A 15,103-nucleotide genomic window follows, 5' to 3' on the forward strand; every position below is an offset into this window, starting at 1 on the left:
TTTTAACTTTCTTTTTGATAGCGAAGTACAGGCTTTCTTGCTGCAAGCGTTTCATCCAATCGCTTCACAACCGTCGTATGAGGTGCTTCTTGAACGATTTCCGGATTTTCTTCCACTTCTTTTGCAATTTGAATCATTGCATCAATAAACGCATCAAGCGTCTCTTTTGATTCCGTTTCAGTTGGTTCAATCATCATGCACTCTTCGACAATAAGAGGGAAGTAAATTGTCGGTGGATGATACCCAAAATCAAGCAGTCGCTTCGCAATATCCAGCGTGCGAACACCGAGTTTCTTTTGCCGCTTCCCTGATAAAACAAATTCATGCTTACAATGACGATCAAACGGTAAATCATAATGCTCTGACAATCGTCTCATCATGTAGTTTGCGTTTAATACCGCATTTTCCGTTACCGCTTTTAAACCATCTGGACCCATAGAGCGGATGTACGTATAAGCACGTACGTTAATACCAAAGTTGCCGTAAAACGGTTTAACTCGGCCAATGGACTGTGGGCGATTGTAGTCGAAAGTAAAGCCGCTTTCCGTTTTGACTAGTACCGGTTTTGGTAAAAATGGAATTAAATCTGCTTTTACACCAACTGGACCAGAACCTGGACCACCACCACCGTGTGGACCTGTGAATGTTTTATGAAGGTTTAAATGTACAACGTCAAAGCCCATATCGCCTGGTCGTGCTTTACTTAATACAGCATTTAAGTTCGCTCCGTCATAATAAAGCTTACCACCAGCTGCATGAACGATTTCTGCCATTTCCAAAATATCTTCTTCAAAAAGACCTAACGTATTTGGGTTTGTTAACATAAGAGCTGCTGTTTCTTCGTTTACTACTTTACGAAGATCATCTAAGTCTACCAAACCATGCTCATTAGATTTTACAGTAACTGTTTCAAATCCAGCTACTGTTGCCGAGGCTGGATTTGTACCATGAGCTGAATCAGGAACGATTACTTTCGTACGCTTCGTATCACCGTTTGCTTCATGATAGGCACGAATCATCATTAACCCCGTCCACTCACCATGAGCACCTGCTGCTGGCTGAAGCGTAACTTCATCCATGCCTGTAATCTCTGTTAAGTGCTCCTGCAAATCATACATGAGCTCAAGAGCACCTTGAACCGTTTCTTCATCCTGAAGTGGATGAATATTAGCGAAGCCTGGAATACGAGCTGTATATTCATTAATTTTTGGATTATATTTCATTGTACAAGAACCAAGCGGATAAAAGCCAGAGTCTACTCCATGGTTACGTTTTGAAAGAGCAGTATAGTGACGCATAATGTCTAGCTCAGATACTTCTGGAAGTTCTGGTGCTTCGGTACGTACATATTCTGCTGGCAACACTTCTGTACTGGTTACTTCCGGCACGTCTAGTTCTGGTAATGAATAGCCAACGCGTCCTTCTTTACTCATTTCAAAAATAAGCGATTGATGTTGATTATGCATAAAGATCCCCCAATTCCTTCACAAGTTGGTCGATTTCTTCTTTTGTACGGAGTTCAGTAAAAGCAAGTAGCATGTGATCCTTAAGCTCATGATAGTCTCGGCCTAAATCATAGCCACCAATGATATGCTTCGCTAATAACTTTTGATTTACTTCCTTACTGGGTTGAGGTAGTTTTACAACCAACTCATTGAAAAATGACCCATTAAAAACAACATCTACTTCGCTTGCTTTTAATGCGTTATATGCATAATGCGTTTTTGATAAATTTTGCGTAGCCATTTCCTTTACCCCTTGCTTTCCTAAGGCAGTCATCGCTACTGAAGCTGCAAGTGCATTTAACGCTTGATTTGAACAAATGTTTGAAGTTGCTTTATCACGGCGAATATGTTGCTCACGTGCTTGAAGCGTTAAGACAAAGCCGCGCTTACCATTTTCATCAATCGTTTGACCAACTAAGCGTCCTGGAATTTTACGCATTAACTTTGTCGTTGTAGCAAAGTAGCCGCAGTGAGGACCACCGAACTGTGTTGGAATACCAAAAGGTTGTGCATCTCCTACAACAATATCAGCACCAAACTGACCCGGAGGAGTTAACAATCCAAGAGATAGTGGATTGCTTGATACAACAAACATTCCTTTTCCTTGATGAGCAATGGCTTCAATTTCTCTTAAAGGTTCTACTTGACCAAAGAAGTTTGGATACTGAACGATGACAGCCGCTACATCATCATCCATGCGCTCCTTCAGCACCGTCAGATCCGTTACGCCGTCTTTGCTTGGTACTTCTACTACTTCAATGTACTGACCTGCTGCGTACGTTTCTAACACAGCTCGTGATTCAGGGTGAACTGTTTCTGAAACTAACACTTTTTTCTTTCTCGTTTGACCTGCACTTAACATGGCTGCCTCAGCAAGTGCTGTACCACCATCGTACATGGATGAATTGGCAACATCCATTCCTGTTAGCTCACAAATCATCGTTTGAAATTCAAAGATAGCCTGCAGCTCTCCTTGCGAAATTTCAGGCTGATATGGTGTATAAGCTGTGTAAAACTCTGAACGCGAAATAACGTGATCAACAATAATTGGCATATAGTGATCATAAACACCTGCTCCTAAAAATGAAGCGTATTCCTTTACGTTCTTATTTTTAGTAGCTAAGTTTGTTAACTCTTTTACTAACTCAGATTCTGATGCCGCTTTTTTTATATTGTATTCCCCTTGGAAACGAACGCTTTCTGGGATATCTGAAAACAACTCATCCACTGAAGACACGCCAATTGCCTTTAACATTTGCTGCTGATCTTCTGATGTCATTGGTAAATAACGATGTACCATTCTTTTGTCCCCTCTCTTTAATTACCCAACATTATTTTGAACGCTTATAAAAAGGTGTCTTCACGACTTTTGCTTTTAAACGTCTTTTTCGCACTTGCACATACACTTCTGTACCTAGCTCAGCATGTTTAGCATCGATAAGTGCAAGACCAATGTTTTTATTTAAAGTTGGCGATTGTGTGCCTGTTGTAACAAAGCCAATCTCTTCTTCCTCACTAAACACTTCATATCCATGTCGTGGAATTCCTTTATCAATCATTTCAAGCCCAACAAGCTTGCGGTTTGGTCCTTCTTCACGCTGACGCTTTAATACCTCTTTGCCGATAAAATCTTCTTTATCCGTTTTCACTGCGAATCCGATACGTGCTTCAATTGGCGTAATATCTTTTGAAAGCTCTTGACCATATAAAGCTAAAGTTGCTTCAAAACGAAGCGTATCTCGTGCTCCTAATCCACACGGAACTACCTCTTCATTTTTTAAAAGCTCAGTCCAAAGCGTTACTACATCTGATGCAGAACAGTACAGTTCAAAACCATCCTCGCCTGTATAACCTGTACGTGAAACAAGCGCTCTCACACCTGCTACTTCTACATCATCTTTAAATGTAAATGGTTTCAAGTCAGATAATGATTCATCTGTTAATTTCTGTAAAACACCTTGTGCAGCTGGACCTTGCAAAGCTAGTAAAGCAAACTCACTTGAACGATTTACAAGCTCAATACTCTCTGGCTTATGCTGCTGTAGCCATTCGAAGTCTTTTTCAATATTTGCTGCGTTTACAACAAGCAGGTAGTCATCTTCTCCTTTTTGATAAACAAGGAGATCATCCACTGTGCCCCCATCTTCATAGCACATCGCGGTATATAGTGCTTTACCTGGACGTAATACTGAAACATCATTCGTCATAACTTTTTGTAAAAATGCCAAGCTATTTGTCCCTTTTACATCAAACTCTCCCATGTGAGAAACATCGAACAGGCCAGCTTTTGTACGAACCGCATGATGTTCTTCTTTAATAGATGAGAATTGAACTGGAAGAGCCCAACCTCCAAAATCAATAATCTTTCCACCGTACTGTTGATAGACATCGTAAAGTGGTGTTTTGTTTAGCTCAGTCATTTAACATCCTCCTCATATAAGGCCATTTGCTTTGGTTTCGGGGAATCATCGTATCTTTTTTACACATAAAAAAGGACAGAGAACTCCCTGCTGTATAGCAGGAAGTCTCTGTCCTTTTCACCTGAAAGTTTACCCGTTAAATAGGTTTGCCTCGTGGGTGGTCTATTCGAAATAGACGCTCTCCAGAGTTGCGTCCAACAAGAGTCTTTTTGCCTGAGAGATTCACATGTTGTTTGCTCCTTCGGCGCCACTTTAAAGCAGTCTCTCCCCTTGTCATCATTCGCCTCTATAAAGTTTGTAATTTTGGGCATACTACTAAGAAACTATTACTTACACACATCAATAACAAAATAGTTCATTTAGTGACAATCTATTTTCTATTTTAAATTTTCTAAAATATATTTTTATCCTACATGATTCTGTTCAGCAGTTCAATAAAAACTTTCAGAAAGGAGCAAAACTAACGATGAACATCAGTATGAAGAAAGATGAAGCATGGGAATCTACTTTTTTAAGTAAACTTGAGCAAGACGGCTCTTGGTCTGATTGGGAAATGTATAAATTAGCATATGAAATCGAGGAGCACACGTTAATTACTGAATTTGAAGGCCTGCAAGCACCTCGCCATTTAACAGACCTAACCCCGCATCCACACCAGTTAGAAGTAGCTAAAAAAGTGGTAGAAGAAATGAATGGAAAAGCGATTTTAGCTGACGAAGTGGGGCTTGGAAAGACAATTGAAGCAGGACTCATTTTAAAAGAATATATGATTCGTGGTCTTGTGAAAAAAGCCCTTATTCTTGTACCAGCATCACTTGTATCCCAATGGGCAATGGAACTTAACCATAAATTTTTTATTCCTGCTGTTCCACAAAAGAAAACATACGTGTGGGAGCAATGCGACGTAGTAGTATCATCCATTGATACAGCCAAGCGCTCTCCTCATCGCGAAATTGTATTAGAACAAGATTATGACCTTATCATCATTGATGAAGCTCATAAACTAAAAAATAATAAAACAAAAAACTATGAGTTTGTTCAAAGCTTAAAGAAAAAGTTTTGCTTATTATTAACAGCGACACCAATTCAAAATCGAGTAGAAGAGATTTTCAACTTAGTTTCGTTATTAAAACCAGGCCACCTAGGAAACAAAGATTATTTTGCTGATTTATTTTCTGCTAAGAAACGTTCTGTTCAAAATGATGAGTATTTAAAGGAACTCGTTAACAAAGTGATGATTCGAAACCGCAGGCAAGACACAGGTATTGAATGGACAAAACGAATTGTTCAAACCGTTCCTGTTGAGTTTTCATCTGAAGAACGAGAGTTGTATGATCAAATCACTTCATTTAAGCAACATTCAAATTTACCCAGCAGTTCCTTTGCAATTTTAACATTGCAGCGCGAAGCTTGTAGCAGTCGCGAAGCAGTATTTATGACCTTAAAAAGCATGCTTGAACGCCAAGAGGACGAAAACAGTGAAAAAGCTACTCAGATGCTTAAACCACTCCTTGAAAAAGTACAAACCGTTCCTCAAAATGCGAAAGCAGAAAAGGTAATTGAATTAATTCAACAGATTAATGATAAAGTCATCATTTTTACGGAATATCGAGCAACTCAGCTTTATTTACAGTGGTATTTAAAACAACACGGTATTACATCTGTTCCGTTTAGGGGTGGATTTAAGCGTGGAAAAAAAGACTGGATGAAGCAGCTTTTTGAAAGCCATGCTCAAGTTTTTATCGCAACGGAAGCTGGAGGTGAAGGAATTAACCTTCAATTCTGTCACCATATCATTAACTACGACCTACCTTGGAACCCAATGAGATTAGAGCAACGAATTGGACGCGTTCATAGACTGGGTCAACAGCATGATGTGCACATTTATAATCTAGCAATTGAGAATACAGTCGAAGAACATATTTTAAAGCTACTTTATGAAAAAATAAATTTATTTGAGCGTGTTGTTGGTGAGCTCGATGAAATTTTAACCAAACTAGAAATTGATAACATTGAAGATCACATTCAAGATATTCTTCTTCATTCACGAAGTGAAGGAGAAATGAAAATTAAGATGAACAATCTTACATCCATTATTGAATATCACGAAGATGAAGAAGGTGAACAGCATGCAGCAAACTGACATTCATCAATTTCTCAAAAAATATTTCACGGCACATAACTGTGACTTGACAGAAGACAACCCATCTTATTTGAAGGTTCAGCTTACTATTGAAATGGATAAAGAGCTTATGAACCGACCTTTTTATTGGCATTATATTGAAAAAACAGGCGGGGAACCTAATCCTGCTTCACTTACGTTTATCACCGATCCAACTTATGATGATTCATCTGTACAAGGCGAAAAAATTCACTTTGGCTCACCGCGTTTACATCAAATTTTTGGATCAGCCCAAAAATTTGGAGGATTCGTTCACTTATATGAAAAAATGCATTCTCACTCACAATCGCAGCGTTCACTTCAGCCTTGGCTTGCTTTAAATATGAAGGTGTCGTATAAGTGTGACCGAAAAAAAGATGAATTACTATCGCTTGGGTTAAATTTAATTACGGGAGCGATTCTTGATAACTTTCAGCTGATGATGTCCAAACAAAACTTCACGTCAAAGATTCCTGATTATTGCTTTACGCTATCACCAATTATTCGCCCCAAAAGCGGAATTTCAAGATTATCAGCTTATGTGGAAGATCACATTTCAAAGCAGCCGATGGATTGGGCAAAAAAAGCGCAAGAAAGATGGTATGAAGACCTTGCACTTTTAGATCATTTCTATGAGAATATGGAAGAGCTACCCGAAAGCTATACGACAGAAAAACAGGCTTTACAAGATTTATATGAGCCTGTTATTTTAACGAAAATTGTAAACGGCGGATTGTTTTACTTGTCTGAACAAACTGTTAATCATCACCTTTCACGTCATTTCGTATAAAACATTCTATAAATAAAAAAGGTAAAAAGAGCGCAGGCTACTTTTTACCTTTTTTCGTATTTCGATACCAGATTTGAAATGAAAGAGGAATCATTCCAAACCACCTATTAAAAAACGGATCTCGTGTCTTTTTCTTTTCAATTCGTTTGGTTTTACGAATTTCTTTCGGTTGATCCATATATTGAACAAGCTGCTGCGTTACGTACTTCACGTAGTCGTTTGTTTTCACATCATCATCTCCTCACGAACTAGTATATCCTCGCTGAAAAGCTATTAATCAAAAGCAAGAAAACTTTGTGATGATGTAACACATTCTTTCCTGACTAATAATATGATACGTTATATTATTTTGTAAGAAAGAGGTTGAAACAACTATGAGTCATTCTGGATTTGTTCCTGATAATTCGAATATTAAGAAGACGTCTGGTACACCAAACTTATCGTTTAACTACCAAAACAGCGTATTATTTAAACGAAACACCAACAACATTGCGTATCAAGTAACATCTACACAGCTCCCTGCCATGATTGGTGGAGCTTTTGTAGACTTATATTTAACTAAAGGCTATATGAGAGAACCTCATTGGCACCCAAATGCTTGGGAGTTAGATGTGGTGATTTCTGGAGAAGTCGAGGTATCAATTATAGATCCCGATACGAGCACCCTGCATACGTATCGTATTAAAAAAGGAAATGTAGCATTTATCCCAATGGGTTGGTGGCACTGGATTGAACCATTAACAGAAGAAGCGCACCTTCACCTTTTCTTTAATAACGACCAGTTTGAATCAGCAGAAGGTTCAGACATCCTTCGCTTAACACCTCCTGAAGTGTTTCAAAAAGCTTATAATGTCAACGAAAGCCAAATTAAACAAGCATTGGAACCCATTGATGAAACGGTTGTGATTGGACCTCCTTTCACTAACCATTCAAAGCGTAATGTAGAACATTATCATGTAAAAATCAAAATTAATGATAAAGATGTTGAAATTGATGATTAACAACAAAAGACCTTGATTTCTTCATAAACTCAAGGTCTTTTGCTCTATCTCTAAACCCAGGCAATTACCTTACCGCTTTCTCGCTGAAAAGTAATTGTATGAATAAGCTGTCTTTCTTCTTTTGTAGCGCAGCGAACGTGAATAGTCACACTATCCTCTGTCTGCCTTAGTATTTGGTACTTAACGGTTCCTGAATCATAAGTTAGTACCCCATCGCTTTCTTGTGAAAAATTATTTGTTTGAACGTCTGCTTGTAAATCTCGAACTCCTTTTTGCAGTAAATAGTCTAATTCATAGCGCTGATTTACTTCGGCGTAAAACGTACTTTTCGTTACAAAATACACCAACTGGTGGGATAGTAAAAATAAAAATAGCGCACTAAAGGCTAGTACAAAGGGAAGCGCAAAACCCGCTTGGTACGCTTTCCTATCTTTATTCAACATCCATAAATGTTTTAATCGTTGTTTCATGAATTTCACCGTGTTTATATACCACCTTAATATGAAGCAGATTGCTTTCGTATTTGTACTCAATTAACTTCACAAACTGCAAGACAACTTCATGACCACTCTGGTCAACCCTACGCCGAACCTTATCATTAAAAGGTTCATACGTAACTAAAGGCTCTCCATCTATTCGTAATGATAAAATTCTTTCGTTAACGCTAACATGATGCGCTCTTCGATACTCCTTTGTTAACTGCTGAATAAAGATTTCCCATTCCATTTCTGTTGCTAGGTCATCAGGGGCATATTTTTGGTTAGCCAATGACAAGACAGGCGGAATAAAAGATACTATTACAAAGAAAATCGTTAAACTAAGCAACATTTCTACTAATGTAAAACCTTTTTGGTTCCTCATTTTAACGTAGATTCACATCTTTCTATGATTTTCTGATTAGTTCTTTTCCAAGAAACACACCACTTTGGAACCGGTTCTTCTTTGAATACAAGGAGGTATTCAACCCCGTTATACATCCTCTTTTCAGAGAGTAAGTGCTTTTGATCAGCATCCGTCATGACTTTTTCATACAAAAGCGCATCTCCTACATACATTCGCTTCTTATCTTTTTCAGCTTGTATTGCTTGAATATATAAAGGAACAATCACAGCGGTGAGCATAATCAGCGCACTGAATGCTACTAGCATTTCCAGTAATGTGAAGCCTGTTTGATTATTATATTTTCGTAACATAAAAGCGTCCTCTTCCAATTTGGAACGTGACCTTATATGTTTCTTTGTTACTTGAAATAAACAAGCTTTTTGCCTGCGAAATATTTCCTTGCTCATTGTATTGAATCGAACTTGTACCACTGCTAAACACAACGCGAATATTCGAATGATAACCTCTTTGCATAATGGGCCTTTCAGCTCCAATCTTAAGCAACAAATATCGGGAGTTGGTTGGCTCAAATGTAAGCCTTGCCGGACGCTGAGTAGTGATGGCTATTTGTTGCGTATAAAAGGTATCTGCTTGAAGTTGTCGTAAAAATGAGGTTAACTGATAGTGGACCATAAGAGGTTTTAAATTGATGACGATGATTAACACCATAACTTGCACAATGGCTAACACGATTAAGGACTCGATTAGCGTAAAGCCTTTTTGATTCATTTTACGAGTTTCCATCACTCGCTGATACGCGTCCATCCGTACCTATTGTAATTTTCGAACCATTTGGACACACCGTTCCTTCTTTTAAGTATCCTCCGCTTTCAAGCTCGTTTAAAGTAGGCTTTGTTCCGTTTTCAAGCTCATACACCTGCACTTGTGCTTCCACTGTTTTCACTAAAGCCGAGCATCCTTTATTGTTAATAACAGCGTTATGCTTTAATACATTTGGCACCATAATAAGCAATAGCACTGTAATAACTAACATAACAATGAGCATCTCAATTAAAGTAAAACCTTTCTCATTTTTTAACATGTTTGAATCCCCTTTATAAACTCGACATAATTTCTAGCATTGGCATCATGACTGACATATACATAAGTAGAATAACGATACCAATAAAGGCGAACGTAATGGGCTGAACATATTTGAGAATGTGAAAAACCCATTCTTCCATTCTCTCAACCATATATAGGCTGTAGTCGTACAATTCTTTTGCTAAATCCCCATTTTTTTGTCCATGAACAACGACCTCTGCTAAATCTTTTTGATAATAAGGACGTGTTTGTAAAATTTGATTAAGAGATTTTCCAGCGGCAAGTTCTGTTGTGAAAAGCTTAGCTTCTTCTCTAAAAAAAGGATAGTGTTGCTGCAGCTGAAAGAGCGAGAGACACTCATAAATTGATAGTCCACCTTTTAATAAATTACTCGTATGAACCGCGAAAAAATAGGAGTTAAACAGCTTAGTGAACTGCTTCATAAAAGGAATTTTCATCAAAATGTTCATTTTCTTTACAGGAGCAAGCTTTTTTGTACTAATAAGATACAGACCTCCTATTAGCAACAAGGTTCCAGAGATTCCAAGAAGTGCGTGTGGAAAGTAAGACATAGTCGACATAAAGATAAGAAGAAATGGTGATTGTTCGTGTCCCATTGTTTTATAAAGAGACTGAAAATGCGGTAACAAAACGGTGCTTAATATAAATAAAATCCCAAGGATGAAACTTAAAAGTAAAAGTGGATATTGTACTAGCTTTTGAAATCGTTTCTTGTTTTTTATCTTCTCACTTAGCATATGACTACTTTCTTTTAGCGCAAAATGAAGATCTCCATGCTGTTCAGCAAAATAAAGGTAGCTTAATACGTCTCGGTGAAACTTCAGTTTTAGAAGACAGCTGTGCAAAGACTCGCCTTGACGCATTGCCATTAAACAAGCATCCACATCGCTACGCTGCTTCGCTGATAGCTGGAATGCTATAAACGATAAAGCTTGAGATAGCGTATATCCTTTTTCAACAAGCTTCGATAACTGACTTAAAACTTTAGCTTGTTTGGAAAGTCCCCAATGTTTGTTTGATGTCTTTCGTTTAATAAGACCCCCACCCATCTAGCGCATGTGAATACAAATACCCAAGCGCAATACCTTTTCGAATTGCATCTCTTAGTCGTGCATAATCATATTGAAATTCCTTTCCTTTCACTTCATTAATTACTTCGTTTACTTCTCTTCCATATAGAAGCTCATACACGCTAGCCTGTCTATTTAAACGCTCTTTCTTACATAGCGGATGACATCTTCCTTCACAAAAATTACATTTTATTTCGACTAATCGCTGTGCAGCTACGGCTACCAACGTTTGTTCAATTTCTTGAATACTAACACCAAACTCAAGCAATCGATAAATAGAGCCTTTTGTATCTTTCGTATGCATAGTTGTCAGTACTAGATGACCGGTTAAAGCTGCGCGAACCGCAATTTGAGCTGTTTCAGCGTCGCGGATTTCCCCGACCATAATAATATCAGGGTCATGACGTAAAATTGCTTTTAAACCTGTTGCATACGTGATGCCAGCTCGTTCATTCACTTGTACCTGCAGTACTTTTTCACTCTGCTGTTCAATTGGATCTTCAAGCGTAATGACATTTCGATTTAATAAATGGTTGACCTCATGAAGTAACGTATACAAAGTTGTTGTTTTACCGGATCCTGTTGGCCCAGTAAACACAATTAATCCATGTGAATGCTTAAGCAGTGAAATAAGTTTTTTGGTATGATTTTGAAAAAGTGATAAATATTTAAGAGAAGTTGTTTGCGTTTGGGGTAATACACGAATAACGAGACTTTCATCCTGCAATGTAGGTAAAGTGGATAAACGTAGATTAACTTTAATATGATCGATTGTTGTAGACAGTGCACCATTTTGAGGCTTTCGTCTTTCACCAATATCCATGCTCCCTAAAAATTTAAAGTGGGAAATGAGTCGTTCAGATACCTCTTTTGGGAGCGTTTGATGAGCAACCAAATCTTGATCAACTCTTAGCTGAATTATGGCATCTCTAGCTCGAGGGATAATGTGAATGTCCGAGCTCTTCATCTCACATGCTTCACGAATCATGCGTGTGGCTAATTGTTCAATTTCGTTCAATGAGCATCTCTCCTTATTCTGTCATATTTAAGCATATTTCTTGGTAGTGTTAGTTGAAATTCGACTTATTTAGTGAAATTCCTTCTTTTTTTAAAATTTTTTCTTTCTTTTTAAACGATTGGCTCGGAACTAATTTTTTCATAAAGCATAAAAAAACGATAACGATTTATTTACCTTCAATCGTTATCGCTTATCCATCTATCATAACAACTCTCATCATCCCACCATTGATGAAACCTTTTTTTGCTTTTTTACGAGGTTTTTTAACGCGGATTCATTGTATCCTACTACAAGCTTTTTACCATCTGTTAAAATGGGTCTTCTAAGAAGTCTTGGTTGCTCCATTAACAAATGAACGACTTCCGAAAGCGTCATGCTTTCTACATCGACATCTAAATTTTTATATTCTTGACTCCGCTTAGCTAAAATTTCATCAATACCTTCAGTTGTCATTGATAATAATTCAAGCATCTCTTCATAAGTAGGAGTTTCGCGAAAGAGGTGGCGCTCATTGAAATTAACTTCTTGCTTTACAAGCCATTTTTTCGTCTTACGACAAGATGTACAACTTGGATACGTATAAAACATAACTGATTCCATTTTATATCCTCCTGTAAGATCGTTTAATCAATTTATATACATTGTACATGTTTTGTATAACTATTGTACACTATTTTGTTTTATTTTTATGCTTTTTTTCAAAAAGATTCGCTGAACAAAAAAGATAACGTTTTCATCAAACAATAAATGTACTATAATGGAAAAGAATTACTTATCTTTCTACACAATTTCAACAAGCATGCTTAGATTATATTTACAATTGGATAAATTGTACTTTATAATTAATAATTGACAAGTGGGATAAAGGAGGCAACAAACATGGAACGTATGTACCGTGTAATGGGGTTTTGGACAGGGATCTTTGCAGTCATGTTTTACCTTGGACATATGCCACAAACATCCTTGCTCTTTTTAGCTCAAACAGGTTTTTTTGTCTTACTAAGCTATTTAAAACTATCAGAACGTATGTACATCTATGTGTTTGGTGCTTATTTAACAGTATTCTTTGTAGGGTTTACTTACTGGAGTACATTTATGATGACGCCAGGCGGACAATAATGATAAAAAAAGAAGCAGCGATGGATTCATCGCTGCTTCTTTTTTAAAATCCATTTAAAAACGGATTGTGATCCATTTCCTGACCAATTGTTGTTTCTCCACCATGCCCAGATAAAACTAACGTTTCTTCAGGCAGTACCAAAAGCTTTGTATGAATGCTCTTCAGCAACTGTTCATGATTTCCATCATGTAAATCGGTACGCCCAACACTTCCTTCAAACAGTGCATCTCCTGAAATAACTAACTCTGCTTCTTTAAAGTAAAGAGATACGCTCCCTGGCGAGTGACCTGGCGTTTCATATAATTCAAACGAAAATGACCCAATTGTTGTGCTACCCTCTCCGGCAAACAGCGTCACATCAGATTGAACAGTTACTTCTCCTAGACCAAAAAAAGTGGAACCATTTACTGCTGGGTCTTTTAACCAAGATTTTTCTTTTTTATGAACATATATAGGGATAGAGAAATGTGATGCTACTTCATCCACTCCACCAATATGATCAAAGTGCGCATGAGTTAATACCACTGCTTGTGGTTTATATTGTTGCTTATGTATGAGTTGATTAAGTTTTTTTCCTTCGCCGCCTGGGTCAACAATTAAGCATTCTTTGTCATCATTCACAAGTAAATAACAGTTTGTTTGTATAGGTCCTAATGGTACGCGATGATATTTCATCAGCAGCGCCTCCTTATCTTTCTCAGTTCATTGTCTCTATGCTTTATCATACACATAAATCTAGGGAAATGAAAACCCTAGAACATTGTTTTGCTAATTTTCCACCTCGACAAATCGTTAGAAAAGTTTTACAATAAAGAAGTTAGAAGTATGTTAGCGCTTTACTTTCAATCCTTACAAATAAGGAGGTTGTTTCATGGGACTAATGATTATATTAGGCTTAACAACATTATTAGGTATTTTTGCCGCTATTTCATCTTTGCGCAATAAAAACTTCCTTGGAGTAGGCTTTGCTGTGGCAACGTTTGCTGTATTTGGTTGGTTTACGGTTATGACTATTTTACATCATGGATATCCAGCAGCTCATTAACGAATGAGTATAAAGAAAAGCGCCTCTTTGATAGGCGCTTTTATTACGATTATATTTTATTTACATGCAAGCATATTCATTGCATTAGCAAGAATTGATTCTGTTTTTGGATATAAAATGTGAAACTGCGATAAAGGAATTGGGTTAATTCCTTTACCAAGTTCAAGCGTGAAGCCTAACTTTCCAGTTTCAAGAATGAACCAATCCTTATACCCCGCGTGACTATCAATTGTTCTCACTGCTCGGTATCCGCTCACTTTCTCAAAATACTCCGCCATCTCTTTCGCTTCCATTGGCTCTTTGTTCATATATCCCCAGTAAAACTCTTCACCTTGGGTATGCAGCGCAATTACACAGTCAAATTGATATCGTTTTGCAACCTGAACCATCGCTTTAGCCTCAGGTTCAGATAAAGGAGCATAGCCAGGGAAATCTCGAAAGTGTGGTGACTTTGGAATTTTACGTTCTCTTTCAATCTCCCAATATGCAGGGAATTGATTATTTAAATCCACCCCTCTAATGTTTGCTTTCCACCCCTGAAAATCATTAACCTCCCTTCCTATATAAGGAATAAACGCTGAGTACGCCTCATGTACATTAATTCCATCTATAACTAAGTTAACACCGTCTGGATTTACAATTGGTACAATAGACAAAGTAATATTTTCATATAAAAGCTGAGCATCAATTCCAGCAACGCGTTCTCCTCGATAAATGGCTCGTAAATACGTTTCTAGAAATTTCATTAGTGCGTTTGTTGTAATCCACTCGTTCGCATGAAATGAAGCATTTATATGTACAACATGGCTTCCATGACCAATGAGTAGATGTGGAATCTGTTTTCCAAGTACGCTTCTTCCAATACTTTCAATCCTTCCATAAGGGTACTTAGAAATTAATCGATAGAGGTCAGTTATCGTTCGCTCATAGTTATAAGGAATACATTCATTCACAATGGTCATCATATCACGCTCCTCTTTATTATCTATATGTTAAAACTATGATGGAGAATGAACAAAAAAAGAC

At 37.5% G+C, this 15,103-nt stretch carries 19 protein-coding genes and 2 riboswitches; of the genes, 5 read left to right on the forward strand and 14 right to left on the reverse strand.

The genetic code is table 11. From position 1 onward, the window contains the following. Positions 1–2: 2 nt before the first annotated feature. Genes gcvPB through gcvT form a run of 3 tightly spaced genes read right to left on the reverse strand, consistent with a single transcriptional unit; the run spans position 3 to position 3,925 of the window. Entirely contained in the window at positions 3–1,466 is a 1,464-nt protein-coding gene (gene gcvPB / locus LZP85_RS15120) for an aminomethyl-transferring glycine dehydrogenase subunit GcvPB (RefSeq protein WP_025911541.1), read from the reverse strand. Beyond that, the gene (gene gcvPA, locus LZP85_RS15125) at positions 1,459–2,805 is read right to left on the reverse strand and encodes an aminomethyl-transferring glycine dehydrogenase subunit GcvPA (RefSeq protein ID WP_076512142.1); all 1,347 of its coding nucleotides are present in this window, start codon (positions 2,803–2,805) and stop codon (positions 1,459–1,461) included. The genes gcvPB and gcvPA overlap by 8 nt, the downstream gene beginning before the upstream one ends. A 31-nt stretch (positions 2,806–2,836) precedes the next feature. Then, positions 2,837–3,925, reverse strand: a complete 1,089-nt coding sequence (gene gcvT, locus LZP85_RS15130; protein WP_119543438.1) for a glycine cleavage system aminomethyltransferase GcvT — start codon at positions 3,923–3,925, stop codon at positions 2,837–2,839. Between the two features lie 106 nt (positions 3,926–4,031). Next, positions 4,032–4,113, reverse strand: a riboswitch (glycine riboswitch). A gap of 3 nt (positions 4,114–4,116) precedes the next feature. Beyond that, positions 4,117–4,205, reverse strand: a riboswitch (glycine riboswitch). A 186-nt stretch (positions 4,206–4,391) separates the two neighbouring features. Here gcvT and LZP85_RS15135 point away from each other — a divergent pair. Continuing rightward, the gene (locus tag LZP85_RS15135; RefSeq protein ID WP_206782110.1) at positions 4,392–6,068 is read left to right on the forward strand and encodes a DEAD/DEAH box helicase; all 1,677 of its coding nucleotides are present in this window, start codon (positions 4,392–4,394) and stop codon (positions 6,066–6,068) included. Beyond that, positions 6,055–6,876 (forward strand): YqhG family protein, encoded by an 822-nt coding sequence (locus tag LZP85_RS15140; protein WP_119543436.1) that lies wholly within the window; start codon positions 6,055–6,057, stop codon positions 6,874–6,876. The genes LZP85_RS15135 and LZP85_RS15140 overlap by 14 nt, the downstream gene beginning before the upstream one ends. 37 nt (positions 6,877–6,913) lie before the next feature. Here the strand turns inward: LZP85_RS15140 and LZP85_RS15145 are convergent, their stop codons facing one another. Next, complete coding sequence (locus tag LZP85_RS15145) at positions 6,914–7,105, reverse strand: YqzE family protein (RefSeq protein ID WP_025911548.1); 192 nt, start codon at positions 7,103–7,105, stop codon at positions 6,914–6,916. 145 nt (positions 7,106–7,250) lie between these two features. Here LZP85_RS15145 and LZP85_RS15150 point away from each other — a divergent pair, with 145 nt between their 5' ends. Further along, entirely contained in the window at positions 7,251–7,877 is a 627-nt protein-coding gene (locus tag LZP85_RS15150; RefSeq protein WP_119543435.1) for a cupin domain-containing protein, read from the forward strand. A gap of 50 nt (positions 7,878–7,927) precedes the next feature. Here LZP85_RS15150 and comGG read toward each other — a convergent pair whose 3' ends face one another. The 8 genes from comGG to LZP85_RS15190 all read right to left on the reverse strand — a co-directional run bounded on the left by comGG (position 7,928) and on the right by LZP85_RS15190 (position 12,512). Beyond that, positions 7,928–8,347 (reverse strand): competence type IV pilus minor pilin ComGG, encoded by a 420-nt coding sequence (comGG, locus tag LZP85_RS15155; RefSeq protein ID WP_119543434.1) that lies wholly within the window; start codon positions 8,345–8,347, stop codon positions 7,928–7,930. Next, on the reverse strand, positions 8,310–8,738 hold the full coding sequence (gene comGF / locus LZP85_RS15160) for a competence type IV pilus minor pilin ComGF (RefSeq protein ID WP_119543481.1): 429 nt from the start codon (positions 8,736–8,738) through the stop codon (positions 8,310–8,312). The genes comGG and comGF overlap by 38 nt, the downstream gene beginning before the upstream one ends. Continuing rightward, positions 8,735–9,070: a type II secretion system protein gene (locus tag LZP85_RS15165; protein ID WP_025911553.1), complete on the reverse strand. Its 336-nt coding sequence runs from the start codon at positions 9,068–9,070 to the stop codon at positions 8,735–8,737. Before LZP85_RS15165 ends, comGF begins: the two co-directional genes overlap by 4 nt. Continuing rightward, positions 9,054–9,488 (reverse strand): competence type IV pilus minor pilin ComGD, encoded by a 435-nt coding sequence (comGD, locus tag LZP85_RS15170; protein WP_076512137.1) that lies wholly within the window; start codon positions 9,486–9,488, stop codon positions 9,054–9,056. The genes LZP85_RS15165 and comGD overlap by 17 nt, the downstream gene beginning before the upstream one ends. Position 9,489: 1 nt before the next feature. Further along, positions 9,490–9,801 carry a competence type IV pilus major pilin ComGC gene (gene comGC / locus LZP85_RS15175; protein WP_025911556.1) on the reverse strand — a complete coding sequence of 104 codons (312 nt, stop codon included), beginning with the start codon at positions 9,799–9,801 and terminating at the stop codon, positions 9,490–9,492. 13 nt (positions 9,802–9,814) lie between these two features. Then, complete coding sequence (gene comGB / locus LZP85_RS15180) at positions 9,815–10,873, reverse strand: competence type IV pilus assembly protein ComGB (RefSeq protein ID WP_025911558.1); 1,059 nt, start codon at positions 10,871–10,873, stop codon at positions 9,815–9,817. After that, positions 10,854–11,912: a competence type IV pilus ATPase ComGA gene (comGA, locus tag LZP85_RS15185; protein ID WP_025911559.1), complete on the reverse strand. Its 1,059-nt coding sequence runs from the start codon at positions 11,910–11,912 to the stop codon at positions 10,854–10,856. Before comGA ends, comGB begins: the two co-directional genes overlap by 20 nt. A gap of 216 nt (positions 11,913–12,128) precedes the next feature. Beyond that, positions 12,129–12,512 (reverse strand): Spx/MgsR family RNA polymerase-binding regulatory protein, encoded by a 384-nt coding sequence (locus LZP85_RS15190; protein ID WP_119543432.1) that lies wholly within the window; start codon positions 12,510–12,512, stop codon positions 12,129–12,131. Positions 12,513–12,791: 279 nt separating this feature from the next. Between LZP85_RS15190 and LZP85_RS15195 the strand changes: the two genes are divergently transcribed. After that, the gene (locus tag LZP85_RS15195) at positions 12,792–13,031 is read left to right on the forward strand and encodes a DUF2626 domain-containing protein (RefSeq protein ID WP_025911561.1); all 240 of its coding nucleotides are present in this window, start codon (positions 12,792–12,794) and stop codon (positions 13,029–13,031) included. 43 nt (positions 13,032–13,074) lie between these two features. On the opposite strand, the gene LZP85_RS15200 is transcribed toward LZP85_RS15195, so the two are convergent. Further along, positions 13,075–13,707: an MBL fold metallo-hydrolase gene (locus tag LZP85_RS15200; RefSeq protein ID WP_025911563.1), complete on the reverse strand. Its 633-nt coding sequence runs from the start codon at positions 13,705–13,707 to the stop codon at positions 13,075–13,077. 196 nt (positions 13,708–13,903) lie between these two features. Here LZP85_RS15200 and LZP85_RS15205 point away from each other — a divergent pair, with 196 nt between their 5' ends. Further along, positions 13,904–14,077 (forward strand): DUF2759 domain-containing protein, encoded by a 174-nt coding sequence (locus LZP85_RS15205; protein WP_025911564.1) that lies wholly within the window; start codon positions 13,904–13,906, stop codon positions 14,075–14,077. A gap of 56 nt (positions 14,078–14,133) precedes the next feature. Here the strand turns inward: LZP85_RS15205 and LZP85_RS15210 are convergent, their stop codons facing one another. Beyond that, positions 14,134–15,042, reverse strand: a complete 909-nt coding sequence (locus LZP85_RS15210) for a M14 family metallopeptidase (RefSeq protein WP_226639226.1) — start codon at positions 15,040–15,042, stop codon at positions 14,134–14,136. Positions 15,043–15,103: the final 61 nt, after the last annotated feature.

Origin of the sequence: Priestia flexa (assembly GCF_021441905.1) — a bacterium.
Lineage (GTDB): Bacteria > Bacillota > Bacilli > Bacillales > Bacillaceae_H > Priestia > Priestia flexa.

Coding starts and splice junctions, on each gene's coding strand:
- comGB (WP_025911558.1), bottom strand. CDS start 10,873: ATGGGTGGGGGTCTTATTAAACGAAAGACATCAAACAAACATTGGGGA.
- LZP85_RS15150 (WP_119543435.1), top strand. CDS start 7,251: ATGAGTCATTCTGGATTTGTTCCTGATAATTCGAATATTAAGAAGACG.
- gcvPA (WP_076512142.1), bottom strand. CDS start 2,805: ATGGTACATCGTTATTTACCAATGACATCAGAAGATCAGCAGCAAATG.
- LZP85_RS15195 (WP_025911561.1), top strand. CDS start 12,792: ATGGAACGTATGTACCGTGTAATGGGGTTTTGGACAGGGATCTTTGCA.
- LZP85_RS15200 (WP_025911563.1), bottom strand. CDS start 13,707: ATGAAATATCATCGCGTACCATTAGGACCTATACAAACAAACTGTTAT.
- LZP85_RS15140 (WP_119543436.1), top strand. CDS start 6,055: ATGCAGCAAACTGACATTCATCAATTTCTCAAAAAATATTTCACGGCA.
- gcvPB (WP_025911541.1), bottom strand. CDS start 1,466: ATGCATAATCAACATCAATCGCTTATTTTTGAAATGAGTAAAGAAGGA.
- gcvT (WP_119543438.1), bottom strand. CDS start 3,925: ATGACTGAGCTAAACAAAACACCACTTTACGATGTCTATCAACAGTAC.
- comGC (WP_025911556.1), bottom strand. CDS start 9,801: ATGTTAAAAAATGAGAAAGGTTTTACTTTAATTGAGATGCTCATTGTT.
- comGG (WP_119543434.1), bottom strand. CDS start 8,347: ATGAAACAACGATTAAAACATTTATGGATGTTGAATAAAGATAGGAAA.
- LZP85_RS15165 (WP_025911553.1), bottom strand. CDS start 9,070: ATGTTACGAAAATATAATAATCAAACAGGCTTCACATTACTGGAAATG.
- comGD (WP_076512137.1), bottom strand. CDS start 9,488: ATGAATCAAAAAGGCTTTACGCTAATCGAGTCCTTAATCGTGTTAGCC.
- LZP85_RS15210 (WP_226639226.1), bottom strand. CDS start 15,042: ATGATGACCATTGTGAATGAATGTATTCCTTATAACTATGAGCGAACG.
- LZP85_RS15135 (WP_206782110.1), top strand. CDS start 4,392: ATGAACATCAGTATGAAGAAAGATGAAGCATGGGAATCTACTTTTTTA.
- comGF (WP_119543481.1), bottom strand. CDS start 8,738: ATGAGGAACCAAAAAGGTTTTACATTAGTAGAAATGTTGCTTAGTTTA.
- LZP85_RS15190 (WP_119543432.1), bottom strand. CDS start 12,512: ATGGAATCAGTTATGTTTTATACGTATCCAAGTTGTACATCTTGTCGT.
- LZP85_RS15205 (WP_025911564.1), top strand. CDS start 13,904: ATGGGACTAATGATTATATTAGGCTTAACAACATTATTAGGTATTTTT.